This window comes from Rhizobium sp. RU20A (genome assembly GCF_900155885.1).
GTDB lineage: Bacteria > Pseudomonadota > Alphaproteobacteria > Rhizobiales > Rhizobiaceae > RU20A.
Genome location: NZ_FTMB01000001.1, coordinates 140,218 through 161,603 on the forward strand (window position 1 = coordinate 140,218; position 21,386 = coordinate 161,603).

Genomic DNA, 21,386 nt, shown 5'->3' on the forward strand with positions numbered 1-21,386 from the left:
ATATCCGAAAAAATGCGGACACAGGGCCACGAAGGCTCCCCATCCGAACACGCATTCCGACAAGACTAGCCGGATTCGCCGGATGGGGAAACGACACGGGCGGCGCGGCCGCGACCGAACGCGACGTCAGGGTGAGCCACGCTCATCCCGGACGACGTGTTGGCACGATCAGGCGGTCTCTTCGGCGACGTAGCGCTCCCAACCGCGCGCCATGAGGTGTTCCTGCGGCAGGAACTTGGTCTTGTAGTCCATCTTGCGCGATCCCTTGACCCAGTAGCCAAGGTAGACATGCGGCAGGCCGCGGTCGCGGGCGCGGCGGATATGATCGAGGATCATGAAGGTGCCGAGCGAGCGCTCCTGGAGCTCAGGGTTGAAATAGGAGTAGACCATCGACAGGCCATCGCCCATACGGTCGGTCAGCGCTGCCGCGATGAGAGGGCCGCGGGTCTCGCCGATCCCGTCGCCCTCGCGCCGCAGCCGATATTCGATGATCTTCGTGTTGACGTGCGTATCCTCCACCATCATCGCATAGTCGAGAACCGACATGTCCGACATGCCGCCGCGCTGGTGGCGATGGTCGAGATAGGTACGGAAAAGGCTGTATTGCTCGCTGGACGGCTCGGCGGGATATTCGGCCGCGACCACATCACGGTTCGCCGCCACCACCCGGCGCATGGATTTTGTCGGCTGGAACTCGTCGGCGAGGATGCGCACCGAAATACAGGCGCGGCAGGTCTCGCAGGCCGGGCGATAGGCGATGTTCTGGGAACGACGGAAACCGCCCTGTGTCAGAAGGTCGTTGAGCTCTGGCGCGCGCTCGCCCACCATATGTGTGAACACCTTCCGCTCCATTTCATTGGGCAGGTAGGGGCAGGCCGCCGGCGCGGTGAGGTAGAACTGCGGGGACGGTGCGGTCTGCGTGTTCATGGAGGTGCGGATCGTTCCTTTCGAGTCCCGACGCTTGCTACAGGATGGCGCAAGTTCGGGAAACGTCAACAACAGCTTTTCGAATGCGTTCGGTTAACGCCCCCAGATCTTGAATCGTTGCACCCGGCCATCGCGGGGACGACCGGGTGCAGCGAAAAGGCGAGGAGTTGCGTCAGTAGATATCGCGGCGCACCGTGACGGTGCCGATCAGGAGGTCGTGCAACAGACGACCGCGATCGGTGAAAAGACCGACCAGCAGCACCAACGGCGTCAGAACCGCATTGGCAATCCAGAACAGCACCAGGTGAACCATCGCCAGCATGAAGTCGATCGGCTGGCCGTCGAGCCGCGCGATCTGGAGGCCCATCATACGCATGCCCGGCGAAGCCTGTGACCGTCCGCCGACCGAAAGGCCGAAATAAAAGACCGCGACGATGAAGTACAGCACGGGATAGAGCGCGAAGCCGAGACCGAAGGTGAGGATGCCCAGGAAGAACACCACAAAGGCTGCGGGAACCCACAGGATCGCGATCATCACATAGTCGAAAACGAAGGCCAGCACCCGGCGCCAGAGCACGCCGCGATAGGCGCGCCAGTCCTCGCTCGGCAGGTTCACTTGGGTCATCGGGGTCGTCATGGCGCAGGCTCCTTGTTACCCCCATGATATGGGAGGTGATGGGGCGCTTGAAAAGAGGAGCCGCATTCAAATGGAGACGGCAGCTTGCCGTTCCGTTCACCCGCCTCAGCGGCGCGCCAGAAGCCGCGCGACCTCGAGCGCGAAATAGGTCAGGATACCGTCGCAGCCGGCCCGCTTGAAGGCCAGCAGCGTTTCCATCATCACCTTTTCGCCGTCGATCCAGCCATTCATGGCGGCGGCCTTGATCTGCGAATATTCGCCGGAGACCTGATAGGCGAAGACCGGCAGGCCGAAGGCTTCCTTGATGCGCCAGCACATGTCGATATAGGGAAGCCCGGGCTTGACCATCAGCATGTCGGCCCCTTCTTCAACATCGAGGGCGGCGTCGCGCACCGCTTCCGTGCCGTTGGCCGGATCGATGTAATAGGTCTTCTTGTCGCCCTTCAGCAGGCCGCCCGTGCCGATCGCCTCGCGGTAGGGGCCGTAGAAGGCCGAGGCGAATTTGGTCGCATAGGACATGATGCCCACCTGCTGGTGACCGGCGGCATCGAGCGCGCGGCGGATGGCGCCGATACGCCCGTCCATCATGTCCGACGGCGCGATGATGTCGGCACCGGCATCGGCCTGGATGACGGCGGCGCGGGCAATCGCCGCGACTGTCTCGTCATTGACGATTTCGCCGCCGCGCAGGATGCCGTCATGGCCATGGCTGGTGAAGGGGTCGAGGGCGACATCGGTGATGATGCCGATCTCCGGCACCGCCTTCTTGATGGCGCGTGTCGCAAGATTGATGAGGTTGTCGGCCGCAAGGCTGTTGGAACCGGTCTCGTCGCGCAGGCGCATCTCGATATTGGGGAAGGTGGCAAGGGCGGGAATCCCGAGATCGGCCGCCTCGCGCGCCGCTTCCACGGCCTTGTCGATGCTCATGCGGTTGACACCGGGCATCGCCGCGATCGGCTCGACGATGCCGGAGCCGGGAACGAGGAAGATCGGCCAGATGAGATCATCGACCGAAAGCGCGGTCTCGCGCACCAGCCGCCGCGTCCAGTCGGCCTTGCGGTTGCGGCGCATGCGCCGGTGTCCGGTAATGTCATCCACAAGATTGAAAGGGTCCGCCATGGCCGTCTCCTGCCGTTCAGCGCATCGACGGCACGATCGAAACGGACGCGCGTATGCCGGATGCTGTGCCTGTTGCCGGGAAGCGGTGCCCAGGACAATCGAATGTCGGGGCAGTCGCTTCCGCTCGCATCGGGGTCTAGCATGGGCCATGGCGGCGTGAAACCGTCATGCCCGTCATCCGGCGTTTCAATTCGACGCAGCTTCGGTCTACTGTCTGCCCATGTTTCCTGATTCCGCCCAGGTGCCGAAACCGTCCTTGACCGACATCCTCTTCGGGGTCTTCCTGAGGATGGTGGCCCTGTCGGCCTTCTGGTACGGGCTGACCTACTGGGCCATGCTCATCGGCTACAGTTTCGAGGGGCAGGGGCGTTTCGATCTTTTGCCGGTGCCCTGGCGCGCCGCCGCCTCCGCGCTCGCTGTCATCTTCCCTGTGGCCGCCGTCGGGCTCTGGCTGCTTGTGTCCTGGGGGCCTGTGATCTGGCTGCTGGGCGCTGCGGTGGAACTGACCATGTTCGAGTTCTACCCCGCCGTTTTCGGAACACAGCCGCTGCTTCTGGCCGCCCACGGCGCCGTCGTCTTCACCTTCCTCGCATTCCAGGCCGCCTTTGCCTGGGGACGGTACAAGAAGGCGAGGGACGCAAGGGTTCATTCACCCTGATTGCCTGATCGTCTTTGGTAAGCTCATGTTAAGGCTGCGGTTTAAGTAGAATTTTAGGTGCATTCGATAGGGTCTCACTCAAGGCGGGAAGAACAGACACCGCCAAACAAAACAGTGAGGCACATGACCATGAACACCAACACGAAGCTGAAAATGCAGCCGGTTGCATCTCCCAAGGACCCGCACGAAGATGCGATCCGCAATCTCTACATGGAATCCCTGCATCTCGTCGAGCGCCTGCACCGCCGCCTGCTCGATGTCATCAAGGACGAGTTCGACCGCCAGGGCCGCGACGACGTCAATGCCGTCCAGGCACTGCTGCTCTTCAACATCGGCAATTCCGAACTGACGGCCGGCGAACTGCGCTCGCGCGGCTACTACCTCGGCTCGAACGTCTCCTACAACGTCAAGAAGCTGGTCGATCTCGGTCTCATCAATCATCAGCGCTCCCGCGTCGATCGCCGCGCGGTCCGCATCAGCCTGACGGAAAACGGCCAGGAAATCGCCGAAACGGTCGCCAAGCTCTATGACCGCCACATCGGCTCGATCCAGAAGGTCGGCGGCATCGGCACGGACGAGTTCACGCAGATGAACAAGCTCCTGCAGCGCCTCGACCGCTTCTGGAACGACTCGATCGCCTATCGCCTGTAAACGCATCCCGTTTCCTGGGAGGGAAGGGCCCCGCGCGCCGAAAGGCTGCGTGCGGGCCCATCGCGTTTTTCAAGGGGGCTTTGCGCTGGACGCGGCATTTTTGTTGCCGTCGCACCACGCCCGATGCAGCATTTCCATGCGACCTCCATACAAGCGCGCCGAAACACGCTTTGGCCATATTGCTGTGACAGCCGGAAAGTGGATGACCCGCATTGCCTGACACGATCCGCACCCTCCCGATGCGGCTCGCAGATGACGCGGAGGCTCGCGCGAACGTGACGCGTGTGTGAAGGCCGCCCGCGCTATGGGGTGGACAATTGTTAACCCTGTTTATGATAGGGCCGAAGCGACGTTATCGGACCCGGATGGTAGGAAACATGTCGAAGAAATCTCGAATTGAAGCCGTTTCGCGCCGCGCCTTCCTGCGCAGCGCCGCAACCTTCGGCGCTGCCGCCTGGGCCGGCACGGCCGCTGCCCAGCAGGCGCTGGAAGACATCATCAATGCGCCCGCACGCGGCAGCTGGGATGATCAGTTCGACGCCAAGGGCTCCTCGCGCACGGCAACGGCGACGGTGTCCAACACCCCGATCTTCAGCCTGGACACGCTGACCTACACCCAGAGTGCGATTGCCCAGTACCAGCAGATCGTTTCCTCCGGCGGGTGGCCGCAGGTCAATTCGCCGGTCACCCTGCAGCTCGGCGTTTCCGATCCCGCCGTCCAGGCACTGCGCCAGCGCCTCATCATCTCCGGCGACCTGCCGCGCGGAGCTGGCATTTCGAATGCCTTCGACAGCTATGTGGACGGTGCCGTCAAGCGCTTCCAGGCACGGCACGGTCTTCCGGCCGACGGCGTTCTCGGCGAATTCTCGGTCAAGGCCCTGAACATCTCCGCCGATGTCCGCCTCAACCAGCTCAACACCAACCTCGTGCGCCTGCAGTCCATGTCGGGCGATCTCGGCCAGCGCTACGTCGTGGTCAACATTCCCGCCGCCTACATCGAAGCTGTCGAGAATGGTCGTGTCGTGCAGCGTCACACCGCCGTTGTTGGTCGCATCACCCGCCCGACCCACATCATCAATTCCGAGATTTACGAGGTCATTCTCAATCCCTACTGGACTGCGCCGCGCTCGATCATCGAAAAAGACATCGTGCCGCTGATGCGCAAGGATCCGACCTACCTCAGCAAGAACTCGATCCGTCTCATCGACGGCAGCGGCAACGAAGTCGCGCCCGAGACGATCGACTGGAACGCCGAAAAGGCGCCGAACCTGACCTTCCGCCAGGACCCCGGCAAGACCAACGCCATGGCGTCGACGAAGATCAACTTCCACAACCCGAACAACGAATACATGCACGACACGCCGCAGCAGGGCCTGTTCAACAAGCTCGCCCGCTTCGAAAGCTCGGGTTGCGTGCGCGTGCAGAACGTGCGCGACCTCACCGTCTGGCTCCTGCGCGACACGCCCGGCTGGACCCGCCAGCAGATCGAGGCGACGATCCGTGCCGGCAACAACACGCCGATCAAGCTGGCCGTCGAGGTGCCCGTCTACTTCAAGTACATCACGGCCTGGTCGGTGATGGACGGCGTCGTGCAGTTCCGCGACGATATCTACCAGATGGATGGCGACCAGCAGCTTGCGCTGCAGACCACCACCGGCATCGAGCAATCGGCCGGCGCCATCGAGCAGCTGCCGCTCGCGCAGTAAAAAGAGGGCCATTGGCCTTTCGAGGGCTTCAAGGGCAGCTTGGTTCACTCCGTCAACCTCGGGCTCGACCCAAGGATCCACAGCTGCGAGCATGGCGTTTGCCTTATTGATGGTCGGGTCAAGCCCGACCATGACGGCGGCAAACCTTGCACAGCTGTGTGCAGTCTGGCAGTCGCGTCTTTCCCCGAAGATGCGACTCATCGCGTTTTAAGCGATCGTGTCGCAGGCGCGCGGCTGCTGCGAAATGGCGCAATCGGCACAGCGGAACTTGCTCTTGGCGTGTCAGGAAGTTAAAGACCCTGTCACCCACCAAGAGGAGTGTCTCGCGATGCTTGCCGACAACAAGTCCCCTTTCTTCACCCGCCCGCTTGCCGAGAGCGATCCGGAGATCTTCGGCGCCATCGAAAAGGAGCTGGGTCGCCAGCGCCACGAGATCGAGCTGATCGCCTCTGAAAACATCGTCTCGCGCGCCGTTCTGGAAGCGCAGGGCTCGATCATGACGAACAAGTATGCCGAGGGCTATCCGGGCAAGCGCTACTACGGCGGCTGCCAGTTCGTCGATATAGCCGAAGAACTCGCCATCGAGCGCGCCAAGAAGCTGTTCGGCGTCAATTTCGCCAACGTGCAGCCGAATTCCGGTTCGCAGATGAACCAGGCTGTCTTCCTCGCGCTGCTGCAGCCGGGCGACACCTTCATGGGCCTCGACCTCAACTCGGGCGGTCACCTGACCCACGGTTCGCCGGTCAACATGTCCGGCAAGTGGTTCAACGTCGTGTCCTACGGCGTGCGCGAAGACGACCACCAGCTCGACATGGACGATGTCGCCAGGAAGGCCGAGCAGCACAAGCCGAAGCTGATCATCGCCGGCGGCACCGCCTATTCCCGCATCTGGGACTGGAAGCGTTTCCGCGAGATCGCCGATTCGGTCGGCGCCTATCTCATGGTCGACATGGCGCATATTGCCGGTCTCGTCGCCGGTGGCCAGCATCCCTCGCCCTTCCCGCATTGCCATGTTGCGACGTCGACGACCCACAAGTCTCTGCGCGGCCCGCGCGGCGGCATGATCCTGACGAATGACGAGGATCTGGCCAAGAAGTTCAACTCGGCCGTCTTCCCGGGCCTCCAGGGCGGCCCGCTGATGCATGTCATCGCCGCCAAGGCCGTCGCATTCGGCGAGGCGCTGCAGCCGGAGTTCAAGGACTACGCCGCTCAGGTCGTCAAGAATGCCAAGGCGCTGGCCGATACGCTCATCAAGCAGAACCTCGACATCGTCTCGGGCGGCACCGACAACCACCTGATGCTGGTCGACCTCCGCAAGAAGAACGCCACGGGCAAGCGGGCGGAAGCCGGCCTCGGCCGCGCCTACATCACCTGCAACAAGAACGGCATCCCCTTCGATCCCGAAAAGCCGTTCGTCACCTCCGGCATCCGTCTCGGCACGCCGGCTGGCACGACGCGCGGCTTCAAGGAAGCGGAATTTGCCGAAATCGGCAACCTGATCGTCGAAGTGCTCGACGGCCTCAAGGTCGCCAATTCCGACGAAGGCAACGCAGCCGTCGAGGCGGGCGTGCGCGAAAAGGTCGTGTCGCTCACCGACCGCTTCCCCATGTACCCCTACATGTAATCGGGGACGAAGGACGGTTCATGCGCTGCCCCTATTGTGGCTCGGAAGACAGTCAGGTGAAGGACTCGCGTCCGGCGGAGGATGGCAATGCCATCCGCCGCCGTCGCATCTGCCCGGATTGCGGCGGTCGCTTCACCACCTTCGAGCGGGTGCAACTGCGTGAACTCGTCATTGTCAAGAAATCCGGTCGGAAGGTGCCTTTCGACCGGGACAAGCTGCAGCGCTCCTTCGAGATCGCGCTGCGCAAGCGCCCCGTCGAGCGCGACCGCATCGACCGCGCCGTTTCCGGCATCGTGCGGCGGCTGGAAAGCGTCGGCGAGACGGAAATTCCCTCCGAAGAGATCGGCCTTCAGGTGCTGGAAGCGCTGAAGAGCCTGGATGACGTGGCCTTCGTGCGCTACGCGTCGGTCTACCGCGATTTCTCCCATGCCGAAGACTTCGAGAAGGTGATCGCCGAAATCTCCGCCAAGATCGCCCGCGATCCCGGCAAATGAGCGTGATGGCCTTCGATAGCGATGCCGGGCGCATGGCCGAACGCGATGCGCACTGGATGGCAGCCGCCTTGCGGCGCGCGGCCCGCAACACCGGCCGCACCGGCGCGAACCCCTCCGTCGGCTGCTTCATCGTCGCCAGCGGCGCCGATGGCCGCGACGCGGTTGTTGCCCGCGCCGTGACCGCCGTCGGCGGTCGTCCCCATGCCGAAACCGAAGCACTGGACATGGCGGGTGAGCGCGCCCGCGGCGCGACAGTCTATGTGACGCTCGAACCGTGCTCCCATCACGGCAAGACGCCGCCCTGCGTCAACGCTCTCATTGCCGCCGGCGTTTCGCGCGTCGTCGTCTCCGTCACCGATCCCGATCCGCGCGTCAGCGGCCGCGGCTTTGCGCTGCTGCGCCAGGCCGGTATCGAGGTGGTGACCGGCGTGCTGGAAGAGGAGGGCGAACGCGCCCTCGATGCCTATTTGCGCCGCCAGCGCCAGGGCCGTCCGCTCGTCACCCTGAAGCTTGCCGTCTCCGCCGATGGCATGATCGGCCGCCTTGGTGATGGCCAGGTGCCGATCACGGGGCCGCAGGCGCGGGCCCGCGTGCAGACCTGGCGCGCGCGCTCCGACGCCATCCTGATCGGCGCGGGAACGGCCGTTGCCGATGATCCGCTGCTGACCTGCCGCATTCCCGGCATGCAGCATCGCTCGCCGCACCGCATCGTGCTCGACAAGCGCCTCGAACTGCCCGTCGCCTCGAAGCTGGTCGCGACCGCGCGCGACGTGCCGGTGATGATCGTCACCGGCAAACGTCCGTCGGACGCCGAGACGGATCCACGCTCCGCCGATGCGGTGGCCGCGCTCGCACGCGATGCCGCGCGCGCCATGCGCCGCGCCGCGCTGGAGGCGGAGGGTGTCGAGGTCGTGGAGAGCGATCCGGACGCGCCAGCCACGCTTCTCACGACCCTTGCAGCGCGCGGCATCGCCTCGCTGTTCATCGAAGGCGGGGCGCGCGTCGCGGCTGATTTCCTCGCGGCCGGGCTCGTCGACCGCATCGCGCTCTTCACCGCGCCGCGAGTCATCGGTGCGGGCGGCATTGCAGCGCCTGTGACGCGCGACCACATACCGGAGGGCTTTGCCCTCAGCGCCTCCCGCATGCTCGGCCAGGATCGCCTCGACCTCTACGAAAGGGCCCTTTGATGTTCACCGGCATTGTCACCGACCTCGGCACCGTCGCCGCCGCAACGCCCCTCGATCACGGCGTCGGCCTGCGCATTGAAACGCGGTACGATCCCGCCGGCATCGACATCGGCGCGTCTATCGCCTGCTCCGGCGTCTGCCTCACCGTCACGCGCCTGCCGGAGGCCGGGGACAATGCCCGCTGGTTCGAAGTGGAAGCCTGGGAGGAAGCGCTGCGCCTGACCACCATCGGCACCTGGGGCCCGGGTACGCGCATCAACCTGGAGCGCTCGCTGAAGATCGGCGATGAACTCGGCGGCCATCTCGTCTCCGGGCATGTCGATGACCGCGCCGAGATTCTCTCCGTCACCGCCGAGGGCGATGCCACGCGCTTTCGCCTGCGCGCTCCCGCCCATCTCGCGCGCTTCGTGGCGCCGAAGGGCTCGGTCGCGCTCGATGGCACGTCGCTCACAGTCAACGCCGTCTCCGGCACGGATTTCGACGTGCTCCTGATCCGCCATTCGCTGGAGGTCACCACCTGGGGCGAGCGTAAGGCGGGCGATCGCGTCAATTTCGAGGTCGATACGATGGCGCGTTATGCGGCGCGTCTGGCCGAATTCCCGGCGCCGAAGCCGGAAGCCTGATCCACAAACGAAAAGCCCCCGCCCGGCAAGGGCAGGGGCTTACAGCGTCGTTCCTGACGCGATCAGCGCAGGTAGAAGGTCAGGCTGCCATCGGCGGCCTGGTCGGCGCCCACCACATTGCCGATCTCGACATTGCGGGCCTTGAGCTGACGCACCAGCTGCGGGTTGCTGGCCAGCGCCTGCTGGAACTTGGCGGTTTCCGCCGGCGTCTGCTGGGCCATGCTGCCGTCTTCGTCGAACGCGCTCTGGGTGACCCAGCCGAGTTCCTGGATATTGATATTGTCGCCCTTGAAGTGGGCGACCGTCTGGTCCACCTGCTGCTGTGCCGGCTCCATGGCGGCATAGGCAGCGCCGGAAAAGGGCATGCCGGTCAGGACAACGACGGCGGTCAGTTTTGCGATCCCGTTCATGATACGTCTCCATAGCTTCACCGCTCCGGCGCCAGCTCTCGGGCGTCCGGTTACGGTCTGGTCTCGATGGCGCGAGAGCGTCAGGGAAGGCCGGGGGTTGATGTCTTCGGCGGTGCGGCGGGTCTTCCCCGTCGCCGTCGACACCGGTAGATTTAGGCGCAACGGTCGCCTTGAAAAGGGTGCAAGGCGCTGGATTTTCGTTACAAATTGTCCATCAAACGCACGGCGCGGCAGCGCTCTGCATGCCTCTCCAAGGATGGATCATCGTTCACAAATGAGAACGTTGGCGCCGTGATAGGTGGTGCGCTTGACCTCGTGGAACTGAAGCTTCGCGGCAACGCGCAAGGAGGCAAGGTTTTCAAGGTCGATGATGCAGGTGCGCTTCATGTTGGGAAACTGCTGCTCGGCCCATCGCAATGCTGCGGCCACCGCTTCCGTTGCAAGGCCCCGTCCGGCGGCGCGCGGCGAAAGCGCCCAGCCCGTCTCCATCGTGCCTTCCAGCGAGGGCACGATCACCCGGTGCAGGTCGTGAAAACCGGCCTCGCCGATGAAGGCGCCGCTCTCCTTGTCCTGCAGCGCGAAGAAGCCGAAACCGAAATAGTGCCACATGCCCACCTGCCGCAGGAATCGCGTCCAGGCCTGTTCGCGGGAGAAGGGAACGCCGCCGATGAAGCGCGTCACCGTGGCATCGGCAAAGAGCGCGGCGTAGGGGGTAAAGTCATCCCGACGGTAGGGGCGCAGGATCAGACGCTCGGTCTCGATCTGGGGAACGGTGGCCTGCATGCTGCTCCAATGTCTGTGGCCGGCCGGAAGGGATGTCGGCGACCGGGAATCAACTTTGTCGGCCAAAGGTGCACGGCGCCGCGCCGGAAGGCAAGTTTGGGCGGGCAGGGCACGCCTTTGATGCAGTCACCGCAGGGGTGCCATGCGGGCGCGCGCTGCGGAAAAGGCTTGCCATTCGCCGGCGGGCATGGTTTGACCGCGCCACACGGCCGGGTGATGATCCGGCCCTTTTCGCGTTTCCCGCAAGGTGATTTCATGTCTGAGAGCGACAACCCCCATCTGCTCATCGTCGAGGCCCGCTACTGGGAAGGCATGGCCGATGCCCTGCTGGAGGGCGCAACCAGCGCGCTTCAGGCCGCCGGCGCCACTTATGACGTCGTGACTGTTCCGGGTGCTCTGGAAATCCCGCCGGCCATTGCCATGGCGCTCGATGGGGCCGATGAAGGCGTTGTCGCCTATGACGGTTTTGTCACGCTCGGCGTCATCATGCGCGGAGAGACCTACCATTTCGACGTCGTCGCCAATGAGAGCTGCCGTGCCCTGATGGATCTGGCCGTGAGCGAGAGTCTGGCGCTCGGCAATGGCATCCAGACCGTCGAAAACGAAGCCCAGGGCTGGGCCCGCGCGCGCAAGAGCGAGATGGACAAGGGTGGCGCCGCCGCCCGCGCCGCGCTCGCCATGATCGCCATCAAGCAGAAGTTCGCCGGAGAGATCTGATGTCGTCGGAAAACGCCAAGCCCGAACCGACCGTCAAGCAGGTCAACCAGCGTGGCGCCGCGCGCCTTGCTGCCGTGCAGGCCCTCTACCAGATGGAGATCAGCGGTACGGGCGTCATCGAGATCGTCGCGGAATTCGAGGAACACCGCCTCGGCCGCGAAATCGATGGCGATACCTACCTCAAGGCCGATGCCTCCTGGTTCAAGTCGATCGTCGCCGGTGTCGTGCGCGACCAGCGCAAGCTGGACCCGCTGATCGCCTCGGCGCTGCAGGACGACTGGGCCCTGTCGCGCATCGATTCCACCGTGCGCGCCATCCTGCGGTCGGGCGTCTTCGAGATTCTGGAGCGCAAGGACGTTCCGGTCGCCGTCATCGTCACGGAATATGTCGAGATCGCCAAGGCCTTCTTCGAGGAAGACGAGCCGAAGCTGGTCCATGCGGTGCTCGACCGCGTCGCCAAGACCGTGCGGGGAGAACCGCGCAAATGACGGCCGGCGGCGCGACAGCCACGAGCCCCGCTTCGGTCGAGGGCTTCGCCACAGCGCGCCGAACCGTCTATTGCCTGGCCGCCGCCCAGTCCATCCTCGGCACGGCCGGCCCGGTGGCCTTCTCGATCGGGGGCGTGGCGGGCTACCAGCTGCTCGGACCCGACAAGGCGCTCGCGACGGCACCGCTGACGGGCTACAATATCGGCGTCGCCATCGGCACGATCCTCGTCGCGCTGCTGTCGCGTTTTGCCGGCCGCAAGCTCGCCTTCATGGCCGGCGCGACGCTTGGCATGGCGGGCGCCCTGATCGCCGCCATCGCGCTGTTCCGGCAGGACTTCTGGCTGTTTGCCGCAGGTCTTCTCGCCATCGGCCTGTCGGGCGGCTTTGCGCAGAAGATCCGCTTTGCCGCGGCCGATGCCTCGCCCTCCTTCTATAAACCGCAGGCCATCTCCTGGATCCTGGCGGGCGGCGTCATCTCCGCGGTGCTCGGCCCGCAGATCGTCATTCTTGCCAAAGACCTTTTCGAGCCCGTCACCTTTGCCGGCGCGCTCATCGTTCTCTCGCCGCTCTTTCTGACCGCCATCGTCTTCTTCGCCATGGTCGATCTGCCGGCGCCGGGCGCCCAGCCTGTCGCAGGGCAGGGGCCAGCACGCCCCTTGTCCGAGATCGTCACGTCGCTGCGCTTCGTCACCGGCATGGTCTGCGGCATATCGGCCTACGCGCTGATGACATTCATGATGACGGGTGCACCGATCGCCATGGTGGTCGGCTGCGGGTTCTCGTCCGACATGGCAACGCTCGGCATCCAGTGGCACGTGCTGGCCATGTTCGCCCCGAGCTTCGTCACGGGCCGCATCATTGCGCGCTTCGGTGCCGAGCGGGTGGTCGCGGCCGGCTTCGTGGTGCTGATGGCCTGCGCGGCGGTGGCCCATGCAGGCATCGAACTATGGAATTTCTGGGGATCGCTGATCCTGCTCGGCATCGGCTGGAACTTCGGTTTCATCGGCGCCACCGCCATCGTCGCCTCCAGCTACAGGCCGGAAGAGGCCGACAAGGTGCAGGCCTTCCACGACATCATCCTCTTCACCACGGTCGCCACCGCCTCCTTCGCTTCGGGGCGCGTTTTGACAGCCTATGGCTGGGACTGGCTGAATGCGGTCGTCTGGCCGGTGTCGATCCTGTGCCTGCTTCTGCTTGGATTTCTGCATATTAGCAGCAAATCCCGTCGTCTTTCGGCTTCAAGCTGACGCGCGCCTCGCGCAAGAGTGAAAATTCATACGAACGTCATGTGAAGCACCGGGCGCGGGCTTGACGGCGCCGATTCGCGCCCGCACTCTCCGGCCACCGGAGGCCAGAACCGCTTGAGGAGGCGGAGCCCCGGGAACGGGAGCAGGGCGGACGGCCCGATGCGCGCCGCACGCCCTTACGGAGGTAAGTGCGACTATGACCATTCTTCTGGGCGTAATCGCATGCGGGTTGCTGTCGGTGGTCTATGCCATCTGGGCAACGCAGTCGGTGCTTGCCGCCGACCAGGGCAACGCCCGCATGCAGGAAATTGCAGGTTTTATCCGTGAGGGGGCGCAGGCCTATCTCACGCGTCAGTACATGACCATCGCCATCGTCGGCGCGGTCGTCTTCGTCGCGGCCTGGCTGCTGCTGTCGGCAACCGCCGCGCTTGGCTTCCTGATCGGCGCCGTGCTCTCGGGCGCCGCCGGCTTCATCGGCATGCATGTGTCGGTCCGCGCCAATGTCCGCACCGCGCAGGCCTCGTCCGTGAGCCTTTCCGCCGGTCTCGACATCGCCTTCAAGTCCGGCGCCATCACCGGCATGCTGGTCGCCGGCCTCGCCCTTCTCGGCGTTGCCATCTATTACCTCGTGCTCACCGAAGGCCTCGGTCACGCAGCCGACAGCCGTGAGGTCATCGACGCGCTCGTCTCGCTCGGCTTTGGTGCCTCGCTGATCTCCATCTTCGCCCGCCTTGGTGGCGGCATCTTCACCAAGGGCGCTGACGTCGGCGGCGACCTCGTCGGCAAGGTCGAAGCTGGCATTCCGGAAGACGATCCGCGCAACCCCGCCACCATCGCCGACAATGTGGGCGACAATGTCGGCGACTGCGCCGGCATGGCCGCCGACCTCTTCGAGACCTATGCCGTCTCCATCGTCGCCACCATGGTGCTCGCCGCCATCTTCTTTGCCGGCACCCCGGCGCTCGCGACCGCCATGAGCTATCCGCTGGCGATCTGCGCGACCTGCATCATCACGTCGATCGTCGGCACATTCTTCGTCAAGCTCGGCACCAACGGGTCGATCATGGGTGCCCTCTACAAAGGGCTGATCGTCACCGGAGTGCTCTCCATCGTCGGCCTCGGCGCGGCCACCTCGCTCACCATCGGCTGGGGCGCCATCGGCACCGTCGCCGGCAAGGAAATCACCGGAGCCAACCTCTTTATTTGCGGCATTCTCGGCCTCGTCGTGACGGCGCTGATCGTCATCATCACCGAATATTACACCGGCACCAACAAGCGCCCGGTCAACTCCATCGCCCAGGCCTCCGTTACGGGGCACGGCACCAACGTCATCCAGGGCCTTGCGGTGTCTCTGGAATCGACGGCGCTTCCGGCCATCGTCATCGTCGGCGGCATCATCGCCACCTACCAGCTCGGCGGGCTCTTCGGCACCGGCATCGCCGTCACCGCCATGCTCGGCATTGCCGGCATGATCGTCGCGCTCGACGCCTTCGGCCCTGTCACCGACAATGCCGGCGGCATCGCGGAAATGTCCCATCTCCCGCCGGAGGTGCGCAAGTCCACCGACGCGCTCGACGCCGTCGGCAATACAACAAAGGCCGTCACCAAGGGTTACGCGATCGGCTCGGCCGGTCTCGGTGCGCTGGTGCTCTTTGCAGCTTATTCGAACGACCTTGCCTATTTCGCGGCCAATGGCGACCGCTATCCCTATTTCGCGGATGTCGGCACCATCTCCTTCGACCTCTCCAACCCGTATGTCGTCGCCGGCCTGATCTTCGGCGGCCTCGTGCCCTACCTCTTCGGCGGCATTGCCATGACGGCCGTCGGCCGTGCGGCGGGCTCGATCGTCGAGGAGGTGCGCCGCCAGTTCCGCGAAAACAAGGGTATCATGGAAGGCAAGGTCAAGCCGGATTACGGCCGCGCCGTCGACCTGCTCACCAAGGCGGCGATTCGCGAGATGATCGTGCCCTCGCTGTTGCCGGTGCTGGCGCCCATCGTCGTCTATTTCGGCGTGCTCGCCATCTCCGGTTCAAAGGCCTCGGCCTTTGCCGCGCTCGGCGCTTCTCTGCTTGGCGTCATCGTCAACGGTCTCTTCGTCGCGATCTCCATGACCTCGGGCGGCGGCGCCTGGGACAATGCGAAGAAGAGCTTCGAGGACGGTTTCGTCGACAAGGACGGCACCAGGCACATGAAGGGATCGGATGCCCACAAGGCCTCCGTCACCGGCGACACGGTCGGCGACCCCTACAAGGACACGGCCGGCCCGGCGGTCAATCCCGCCATCAAGATCACCAACATCGTGGCCCTGCTGCTGCTGGCGGTTCTCGCCTGAGGCCTCTGGCGGCCCGCATCGCGCCGTGACGGGGCGGGGCGGCTCGGCAAGGATGTTCAACCAAGAAAAAACCGCGAGGCTTGCGCTTCGCGGTTTTCCTTGGTGTGCGGTGTTGAGCCGTCTCAAATGCCTTCGAGGATCGAACGCGTGATGCCCTTGCCGGCGCCGCCGGAAAGAAGCTGGCCGAGGAAGGTCTGTTCCTTGCCGCCGGTCGGCGTGGTGCGCGTCACCATGTCGAAGGGCTTGCCGTCCTTCAGTGTGTAGTTGGCAATGCGGCCGACATTGCCATCCTTGTCGAAATAGATCGTCAGCACGCTTTGATCGACGAGCTGCGGCTTCATGAAGGCAACCGGGCGTTTGCGCGTCTGGGAGATGTAGAAAAACACCTCGTGATCGAAGGTCGCCGTCGTGGACGGCGTGCCGAGCGACAGCAGCACCTGTTCGCGGCTGGAGCCGACCGGTACGAGCGCCAGCGTCTGTTCGTCCACCACATAGCCCTGATGCAGGGTCTCGCCAGTGCCAAGTGCGCCAGTGCCGCTGCCGAGCATGGAGCTGGCATTGCAAGCAGACAGTGAAAGGGCGCAAAGGGAGGCAACGGCGAATGTACGCAGAACCGATCCGTTCGACTTGATAATGTGTTCCGTCAAGAACATCTCCCCTGAACCGCAGCGGCTTTCCCGCCATTGCATTTCGTGCCTGCTTCGGTAAACCAGCTTCAGCCTTCATGCAACACGGCGGACATCAAGGCTTTTAATTTCTGGATATCCAAAGCCGGGCAATTGTGATGATTTTCGGACTCTTCGGCAAGAAAGCCGGCAATCGTGTGATCGTGGAACGGCAATATGCCGAATTGACCGCCGCAGCGCGCCAGCCGCACCTTTACGAGGCGCTCGGCGTGCCGGATACGGTGATGGGGCGCTTCGAGATGATCGCCGCGATGCTGATCGTCTATTTCCGCCGCACCCGTTCCTCCGCACGCAGCGGCCAGGAAATTGCCCAGGAGATTATCGACGCCTTCTTCGAGGATATGGATCACTCCATCCGCGAGCTTGGCGTTGGCGACGTCTCGGTCCCCAAGCGCATGAAGAAATTTGCCGGCATGTTCTACGGGCGGCTGGAATCCTATGCCAAAGCGATGGATGCGAGCGACCTTCAGGCGCTGGCCGCCGCGCTTTCCCGCAACATGCATCCGGAAGAGGGCGATGCAGCCCCTGACATGGCGGGGCTCGCTTCCTATCTGATGCGGGTGGAAACGGTGTTTTCTGCGCTGCCGGAAGAGGATGTCGAGCATGGCCGCGTCGTGGCGCCGCCCGCCGCCTGAGGTTGGTCCGGTCAAACCGCCCCGACGAACGCGTCCTGATGAAAAGGAAGAACACGATGAAGGACATCAAGGTCCCCTTTGCCTGGGACGTGCGCGTCGGCCACATCTCGGCCAATCCCGTCTCCATATCGCTGAAGGCCGATGAGAAGGAGCGTGCGGCGCTCGCCGGCTTCTGGGAAATCGAAGCTGTCGAAAAGCTCGAGGCCTCGCTGCAATTGACGCGGTGGAAAAGGGACGGGGTGAAGATGAAGGGCGAAGTGCGCGCCCGCATCGTGCAGGCCTGCGTCCTTACGCTGGAGCCGGTCGTCTCCGATATCAGGGAGGAGGTCGAGGTGATCTTCGTGCCTGAAGGCTCCAAGCTCGCCCGGATTCCCGCCAATGATTCCGGCGAGATGATTCTCGATCCCGACGGTCCGGACATGCCCGAACTCTTCACCGGCGATTCGATCGATGTCGGCGCAGCGGTGGCCGAGCAGGTGGCGCTCGCCATCGATCCCTATCCGCGCAAACCGGGGGCGAGCTTCGGCGAGCGCATCGAAAGCACCGTCGCAGACGACAAGAAGCCCAATCCCTTTGCCGTTCTCCAGGGTCTCAAGGCCAAGGACAAGGGTTGAAAGCCCTCCGGACCCCGTGTCCGCGGGCGACAAGACAATTGGGTTGTCAGCCGGATGAAAAGCGGTATTTTGGCGCGGCTTGAGCCCCCTCGGCCGGCCGCACTCCTGCTGGCCTCCGACACCGACCCACGGCCGGCCTGCGCTTCATCTGCCAAGGGGTGGCCGGCGCAGCAGCGGGCAATAAGGAACAGACACGCGTGGTGAGAATTTCTCTCGATGTGATGGGCGGCGACTTCGGCCCGAAGGTCGTTATGCCGGGGGCCGCGCGCGCGCTCGAACGCCATCCCGACATCCGCTTTTCGCTGTTCGGCATCGAGGCCGAGATGCTGCCGCTTCTGGAACAGTTTCCGAAGCTGAAGGCTGCGAGTACGGTTCATGCCAGTGAACTGGCCATTGCCATGGACGAAAAACCCAGCCAGGCCCTGCGCCGCGGCCGGGGCAAGTCCAGCATGTGGCAGGCGATCGACGCGGTGAACACCGGGGCCGCGGATGTCGTCGTCTCCGCCGGCAATACCGGTGCGCTGATGGCCATGTCGATGTTCTGCCTGCGCACCATGCCCGGTATCCAGCGCCCGGCGCTTGCCGCCGTCTGGCCGACGCTGAAGGGCGAGAGCATCGTGCTCGATGTCGGCGCGACCATTGGCGCCGATGCGCGCCAACTGATGGACTTCGCCCTGATGGGCGGCGCCATGGCACGGGCGCTCTTCGAAGTGGATCGCCCGACGCTCGGCCTGCTCAATGTCGGGGTCGAGGAAATCAAGGGCCAGGAAGAGGTCAAGGAGGCCGGCCGCCTGCTGCGCGAGGCCAATCTCGACAATATCGATTATTACGGCTTCGTTGAAGGCGACGACATCGGCCGCGGTACGGTCGATGTCGTGGTCACCGAAGGCTTTTCCGGGAATATCGCGCTGAAATCCGCCGAAGGCACGGCCCGCCAGATCGCCGAATACCTGCGCGCCGCCATGTCGCGGACCCTGATGGCCAAGCTCGGCTATCTCCTCGCCAAGGGCGCCTTCGACCGGCTGCGCGAGAAGATGGACCCGCGCAAGGTCAATGGCGCCGTGTTCCTCGGCCTCAATGGCATCGTCATCAAGAGCCATGGCGGCACGGATGCCGAAGGCGTCGCCGCCGCCGTCGATGTCGCCTACGACATGGTGCGCAACGGCTTGAAGGCCAAGATCGAAAACGATTTGCAAAGACTTCATGTTGCCGCGCTCGAAGACGATGCTGCGAGCGACATGGCCAACGAGGTTTGATGTGATGATTCGTTCCGTCGTCAGAGGCTTCGGAGCCGCGCTCCCGAAGCGCGTCCTGACAAACAAAGAGCTGGAAGGCATGGTGGAGACGTCGGACGAGTGGATCGTCCAGCGTACCGGCATTCACCAGCGCTACATCGCCGGCGAGGGCGAAACCACCGCATCGCTCGGCGAGGCCGCTGCGCGTGCAGCGCTCGACCGCGCCGGCCTGACGCCCGCCGACATCGACATCATCATCTGTGCCACCTCGACGCCCGACAACACCTTTCCGGCCACCGCCGTCAACATCCAGAACCGCCTCGGCATGCATCACGGCGCGGCCTTCGACGTGCAGGCCGTCTGTACCGGCTTCATCTATGCCGTGACGACAGCGGACGCCTATCTGCGGGGCGGCCTTGCCAGGCGCGCGCTAGTCATCGGCGCGGAAACCTTCTCGCGCATCCTCGACTGGAACGACCGCACGACCTGCGTTCTCTTCGGTGACGGTGCCGGCGCCCTCGTGCTGGAAGCGGTGGAAGAGGCGGGCACAAACGACGACCGCGGCATCTTGACCGCCAAGCTCCGCTCCGACGGCGCCCACAAGGAAAAGCTCTATGTGGATGGCGGGCCCTCCTCGACCGGCACGGTGGGGCACCTGCGCATGGAAGGCCGCGAGGTTTTCAAACATGCCGTCGGCATGATCACCGATGTCATTGATGATGCCTTCACCGCCACCGGCATGACGGCCGACGACCTCGACTGGCTGGTGCCGCACCAGGCCAATAAGCGAATCATCGACGCCTCGGCCAAGAAACTGGGCATCCCCGCCGAGAAGGTTGTGGTGACCGTCGATCAGCACGGCAACACGTCCGCCGCATCGATTCCGCTGGCGCTGAACGTCGCCGCCTCGGACGGTCGCATCAAGCCGGGTGACCTTGTCATGCTCGAGGCCATGGGCGGCGGTTTCACCTGGGGTTCGGTTCTCCTGCGCTGGTAGCCGAAAGCGATGATGCTACAGATGCTTGCACGGTGCTTGACCGGGCGGTTCAACGACAATAGTCTTGGCCTTCAGGGACAATCATAATCGAAAAGTCGGTGACACGATGAGCGGTAAGACGGTAACGCGGGCGGATCTGGCTGAATCTGTGTTTCGCAAGGTAGGCCTGTCGCGCACCGAATCGGCTGAGCTGGTCGAGACGGTCATCGATGAAATCTGCAACGCCATCGTCCGGGGGGAGAGCGTCAAGCTGTCCTCCTTCGCGACCTTCCAGGTGCGCGACAAGAACGAGCGGATCGGCCGCAATCCGAAGACCGGCGAGGAAGTGCCGATCTCTCCCCGCCGCGTCATGACCTTCAAGGCGTCCAACGTGCTCAAGCAGCGCGTTTTGAAGGCGCATCTTGCCCGCAAGGCGAAGCAGAAGCCGGCCGCGCCGCAGCCCTGAATGCGGTTTGGCCGCCGCAGACATGTGTAAAAGCGGTTGAAATCCTGCGAACAACTCGTTGAAATAGCCACGATTCGTGCAATCATGCGGATGCCCGACGCCATGACGTGAGTCTGGCGGCGCCGCTGTTTGCGCCAGCGGTCAGGATTGACGAGGACCCGATGGAAAAGAGCCCGGACGCGTTTCGCACCATCAGTGAGGTGGCAGACGATCTCGATCTGCCGCAACACGTGCTGCGATTCTGGGAGACGCGGTTCCAGCAGATCAAGCCGATGAAACGCGGCGGCGGCCGGCGCTATTATCGGCCCGAGGATGTGGATCTGCTGAAGGGCATCCGCCATCTTCTCTACGATCACGGCTATACGATCAAGGGCGTGCAGAAGCTGCTGCGTACCAATGGCAACCGCTTCGTCGCAGCGATCGCCAGTGGCGACCTCGCCACCGTGGAGGCGCTCGCCGCAGCCTCGACTCACGAGGAGCCACCGGCGCCGAAGGCAGGCCTTTCGGAGGAGGACCAGATCGTCGGGCGCGCCAAGACGCCGGCGACGCGGCGCTTCTTTGGTTTCGGCCCGCAGGCGCAGGACGACATGTCCGAAATCTCGCTCGGCAAATCCTCCGTCGGCAAGGAAGATCGCGCGCTGCTCCAGGAAGCGCTCTACGATCTCCTGGAATGCAAGCGCCTGCTCGATCAGGTCCGCTGACGGCGTGTCGCGGGCGCGGCGGCGGCGGGACGCTCAGCCCTTGCTTCCGGCTTGATAGTCGGCCTCGCTCACCGGTTCCATCCAATCGACGCTCTTGCCGTCGAGCAGACCGTGAATGGCAATGTGTGTCATGGCCGTCGTGGCCGCGGCGCCATGCCAGTGCCGCTCGCCCGGCTCGAACCAGATGACGTCGCCGGGACGGACTTCCTCGACCGGCCCGCCGTCCCTCTGGACCCAGCCAAGCCCGGCGGTCACAATCAAAGTCTGTCCGAGCGGATGTGTGTGCCAGGCCGTGCGCGCGCCCGGCGCGAAGGTGACGGCCGCGCTCGCGAAGGGGCGTGCCTCGTTGGCGGCGAAGAGCGGCTCCATGCGCGTCTCGCCCGTGAACCAGCCCTCCGGCCCCGGCACATGCGGAATGGAACCATTGCGGCGGATCTCCATTTTCATTCTCCTTGTTTTTCACCACTTGG

The 21,386-nt window shown here is 64.2% G+C and carries 24 protein-coding genes; 17 read left to right on the top strand and 7 right to left on the bottom strand.

What is annotated here, in order from left to right:
- Positions 1-168: 168 nt before the first annotated feature.
- The 3 genes from F3H41_RS00660 to hemB form a co-directional block, all read right to left on the bottom strand.
- Positions 169-927, bottom strand: a complete 759-nt coding sequence (locus F3H41_RS00660; RefSeq protein WP_149736670.1) for an arginyltransferase — start codon at positions 925-927, stop codon at positions 169-171.
- A gap of 172 nt (positions 928-1,099) precedes the next feature.
- Positions 1,100-1,564 (bottom strand): RDD family protein, encoded by a 465-nt coding sequence (locus F3H41_RS00665; protein WP_149736671.1) that lies wholly within the window; start codon positions 1,562-1,564, stop codon positions 1,100-1,102.
- 105 nt (positions 1,565-1,669) lie between these two features.
- Positions 1,670-2,683, bottom strand: coding sequence for a porphobilinogen synthase (hemB, locus tag F3H41_RS00670; protein ID WP_149736672.1), 1,014 nt, complete (start codon positions 2,681-2,683; stop codon positions 1,670-1,672).
- A gap of 220 nt (positions 2,684-2,903) precedes the next feature.
- Here hemB and F3H41_RS00675 point away from each other — a divergent pair, with 220 nt between their 5' ends.
- The 7 genes from F3H41_RS00675 (at position 2,904) to F3H41_RS00705 (ending at position 9,626) form a co-directional block, all read left to right on the top strand.
- Positions 2,904-3,341 carry a DUF6163 family protein gene (locus F3H41_RS00675; RefSeq protein WP_149736673.1) on the top strand — a complete coding sequence of 146 codons (438 nt, stop codon included), beginning with the start codon at positions 2,904-2,906 and terminating at the stop codon, positions 3,339-3,341.
- A 129-nt stretch (positions 3,342-3,470) separates the two neighbouring features.
- Entirely contained in the window at positions 3,471-3,992 is a 522-nt protein-coding gene (locus F3H41_RS00680) for a MarR family winged helix-turn-helix transcriptional regulator (protein WP_149736674.1), read from the top strand.
- Between the two features lie 377 nt (positions 3,993-4,369).
- Positions 4,370-5,698 carry a L,D-transpeptidase family protein gene (locus F3H41_RS00685; protein WP_149736675.1) on the top strand — a complete coding sequence of 443 codons (1,329 nt, stop codon included), beginning with the start codon at positions 4,370-4,372 and terminating at the stop codon, positions 5,696-5,698.
- 328 nt (positions 5,699-6,026) lie between these two features.
- A complete protein-coding gene (glyA, locus tag F3H41_RS00690) occupies positions 6,027-7,322 on the top strand; it encodes a serine hydroxymethyltransferase (protein WP_149736676.1) in 1,296 nt (431 codons plus the stop codon).
- A 20-nt stretch (positions 7,323-7,342) separates the two neighbouring features.
- Entirely contained in the window at positions 7,343-7,816 is a 474-nt protein-coding gene (gene nrdR, locus F3H41_RS00695; protein ID WP_149736677.1) for a transcriptional regulator NrdR, read from the top strand.
- Positions 7,813-9,003 carry a bifunctional diaminohydroxyphosphoribosylaminopyrimidine deaminase/5-amino-6-(5-phosphoribosylamino)uracil reductase RibD gene (gene ribD / locus F3H41_RS00700; RefSeq protein ID WP_244616037.1) on the top strand — a complete coding sequence of 397 codons (1,191 nt, stop codon included), beginning with the start codon at positions 7,813-7,815 and terminating at the stop codon, positions 9,001-9,003. The genes nrdR and ribD overlap by 4 nt, the downstream gene beginning before the upstream one ends.
- On the top strand, positions 9,003-9,626 hold the full coding sequence (locus F3H41_RS00705; protein WP_149736678.1) for a riboflavin synthase: 624 nt from the start codon (positions 9,003-9,005) through the stop codon (positions 9,624-9,626). Before ribD ends, F3H41_RS00705 begins: the two co-directional genes overlap by 1 nt.
- A 62-nt stretch (positions 9,627-9,688) precedes the next feature.
- Here the strand turns inward: F3H41_RS00705 and F3H41_RS00710 are convergent, their stop codons facing one another.
- Together F3H41_RS00710 and F3H41_RS00715 are read right to left on the bottom strand one after the other, a co-directional pair.
- A complete protein-coding gene (locus tag F3H41_RS00710) occupies positions 9,689-10,036 on the bottom strand; it encodes a hypothetical protein (RefSeq protein ID WP_149736679.1) in 348 nt (115 codons plus the stop codon).
- A 261-nt stretch (positions 10,037-10,297) separates the two neighbouring features.
- Positions 10,298-10,819, bottom strand: coding sequence for a GNAT family N-acetyltransferase (locus F3H41_RS00715; protein WP_149736680.1), 522 nt, complete (start codon positions 10,817-10,819; stop codon positions 10,298-10,300).
- 255 nt (positions 10,820-11,074) lie between these two features.
- Here F3H41_RS00715 and ribH point away from each other — a divergent pair, with 255 nt between their 5' ends.
- From ribH to F3H41_RS00735, 4 genes are all read left to right on the top strand, one after another.
- The gene (gene ribH, locus F3H41_RS00720; RefSeq protein ID WP_149736681.1) at positions 11,075-11,536 is read left to right on the top strand and encodes a 6,7-dimethyl-8-ribityllumazine synthase; all 462 of its coding nucleotides are present in this window, start codon (positions 11,075-11,077) and stop codon (positions 11,534-11,536) included.
- Complete coding sequence (gene nusB / locus F3H41_RS00725) at positions 11,536-12,024, top strand: transcription antitermination factor NusB (protein ID WP_149736682.1); 489 nt, start codon at positions 11,536-11,538, stop codon at positions 12,022-12,024. Before ribH ends, nusB begins: the two co-directional genes overlap by 1 nt.
- Positions 12,021-13,271, top strand: a complete 1,251-nt coding sequence (locus tag F3H41_RS00730; RefSeq protein ID WP_149736683.1) for an MFS transporter — start codon at positions 12,021-12,023, stop codon at positions 13,269-13,271. The genes nusB and F3H41_RS00730 overlap by 4 nt, the downstream gene beginning before the upstream one ends.
- Before the next feature lie 196 nt (positions 13,272-13,467).
- Positions 13,468-15,603: a sodium-translocating pyrophosphatase gene (locus tag F3H41_RS00735; RefSeq protein ID WP_149736684.1), complete on the top strand. Its 2,136-nt coding sequence runs from the start codon at positions 13,468-13,470 to the stop codon at positions 15,601-15,603.
- 122 nt (positions 15,604-15,725) lie between these two features.
- Here the strand turns inward: F3H41_RS00735 and F3H41_RS00740 are convergent, their stop codons facing one another.
- A complete protein-coding gene (locus F3H41_RS00740) occupies positions 15,726-16,250 on the bottom strand; it encodes an outer membrane protein assembly factor BamE (RefSeq protein WP_149736685.1) in 525 nt (174 codons plus the stop codon).
- A gap of 137 nt (positions 16,251-16,387) precedes the next feature.
- Between F3H41_RS00740 and F3H41_RS00745 the strand changes: the two genes are divergently transcribed.
- From F3H41_RS00745 to F3H41_RS00770, 6 genes are all read left to right on the top strand, one after another.
- The gene (locus F3H41_RS00745; protein ID WP_149736686.1) at positions 16,388-16,924 is read left to right on the top strand and encodes a ubiquinol-cytochrome C chaperone family protein; all 537 of its coding nucleotides are present in this window, start codon (positions 16,388-16,390) and stop codon (positions 16,922-16,924) included.
- 56 nt (positions 16,925-16,980) lie between these two features.
- The gene (locus tag F3H41_RS00750; protein WP_244616038.1) at positions 16,981-17,538 is read left to right on the top strand and encodes a DUF177 domain-containing protein; all 558 of its coding nucleotides are present in this window, start codon (positions 16,981-16,983) and stop codon (positions 17,536-17,538) included.
- A 197-nt stretch (positions 17,539-17,735) separates the two neighbouring features.
- Positions 17,736-18,794 (top strand): phosphate acyltransferase PlsX, encoded by a 1,059-nt coding sequence (gene plsX / locus F3H41_RS00755; RefSeq protein WP_149736688.1) that lies wholly within the window; start codon positions 17,736-17,738, stop codon positions 18,792-18,794.
- A gap of 4 nt (positions 18,795-18,798) precedes the next feature.
- Positions 18,799-19,770 (top strand): beta-ketoacyl-ACP synthase III, encoded by a 972-nt coding sequence (locus F3H41_RS00760; protein ID WP_149736689.1) that lies wholly within the window; start codon positions 18,799-18,801, stop codon positions 19,768-19,770.
- Positions 19,771-19,876: 106 nt separating this feature from the next.
- The gene (locus F3H41_RS00765; protein ID WP_149736690.1) at positions 19,877-20,215 is read left to right on the top strand and encodes an integration host factor subunit alpha; all 339 of its coding nucleotides are present in this window, start codon (positions 19,877-19,879) and stop codon (positions 20,213-20,215) included.
- 161 nt (positions 20,216-20,376) lie between these two features.
- Complete coding sequence (locus tag F3H41_RS00770; RefSeq protein ID WP_149736691.1) at positions 20,377-20,916, top strand: MerR family transcriptional regulator; 540 nt, start codon at positions 20,377-20,379, stop codon at positions 20,914-20,916.
- Positions 20,917-20,949: 33 nt separating this feature from the next.
- Here F3H41_RS00770 and F3H41_RS00775 read toward each other — a convergent pair whose 3' ends face one another.
- Positions 20,950-21,357: a cupin domain-containing protein gene (locus F3H41_RS00775; protein WP_149736692.1), complete on the bottom strand. Its 408-nt coding sequence runs from the start codon at positions 21,355-21,357 to the stop codon at positions 20,950-20,952.
- Positions 21,358-21,386 lie beyond the last annotated feature (29 nt).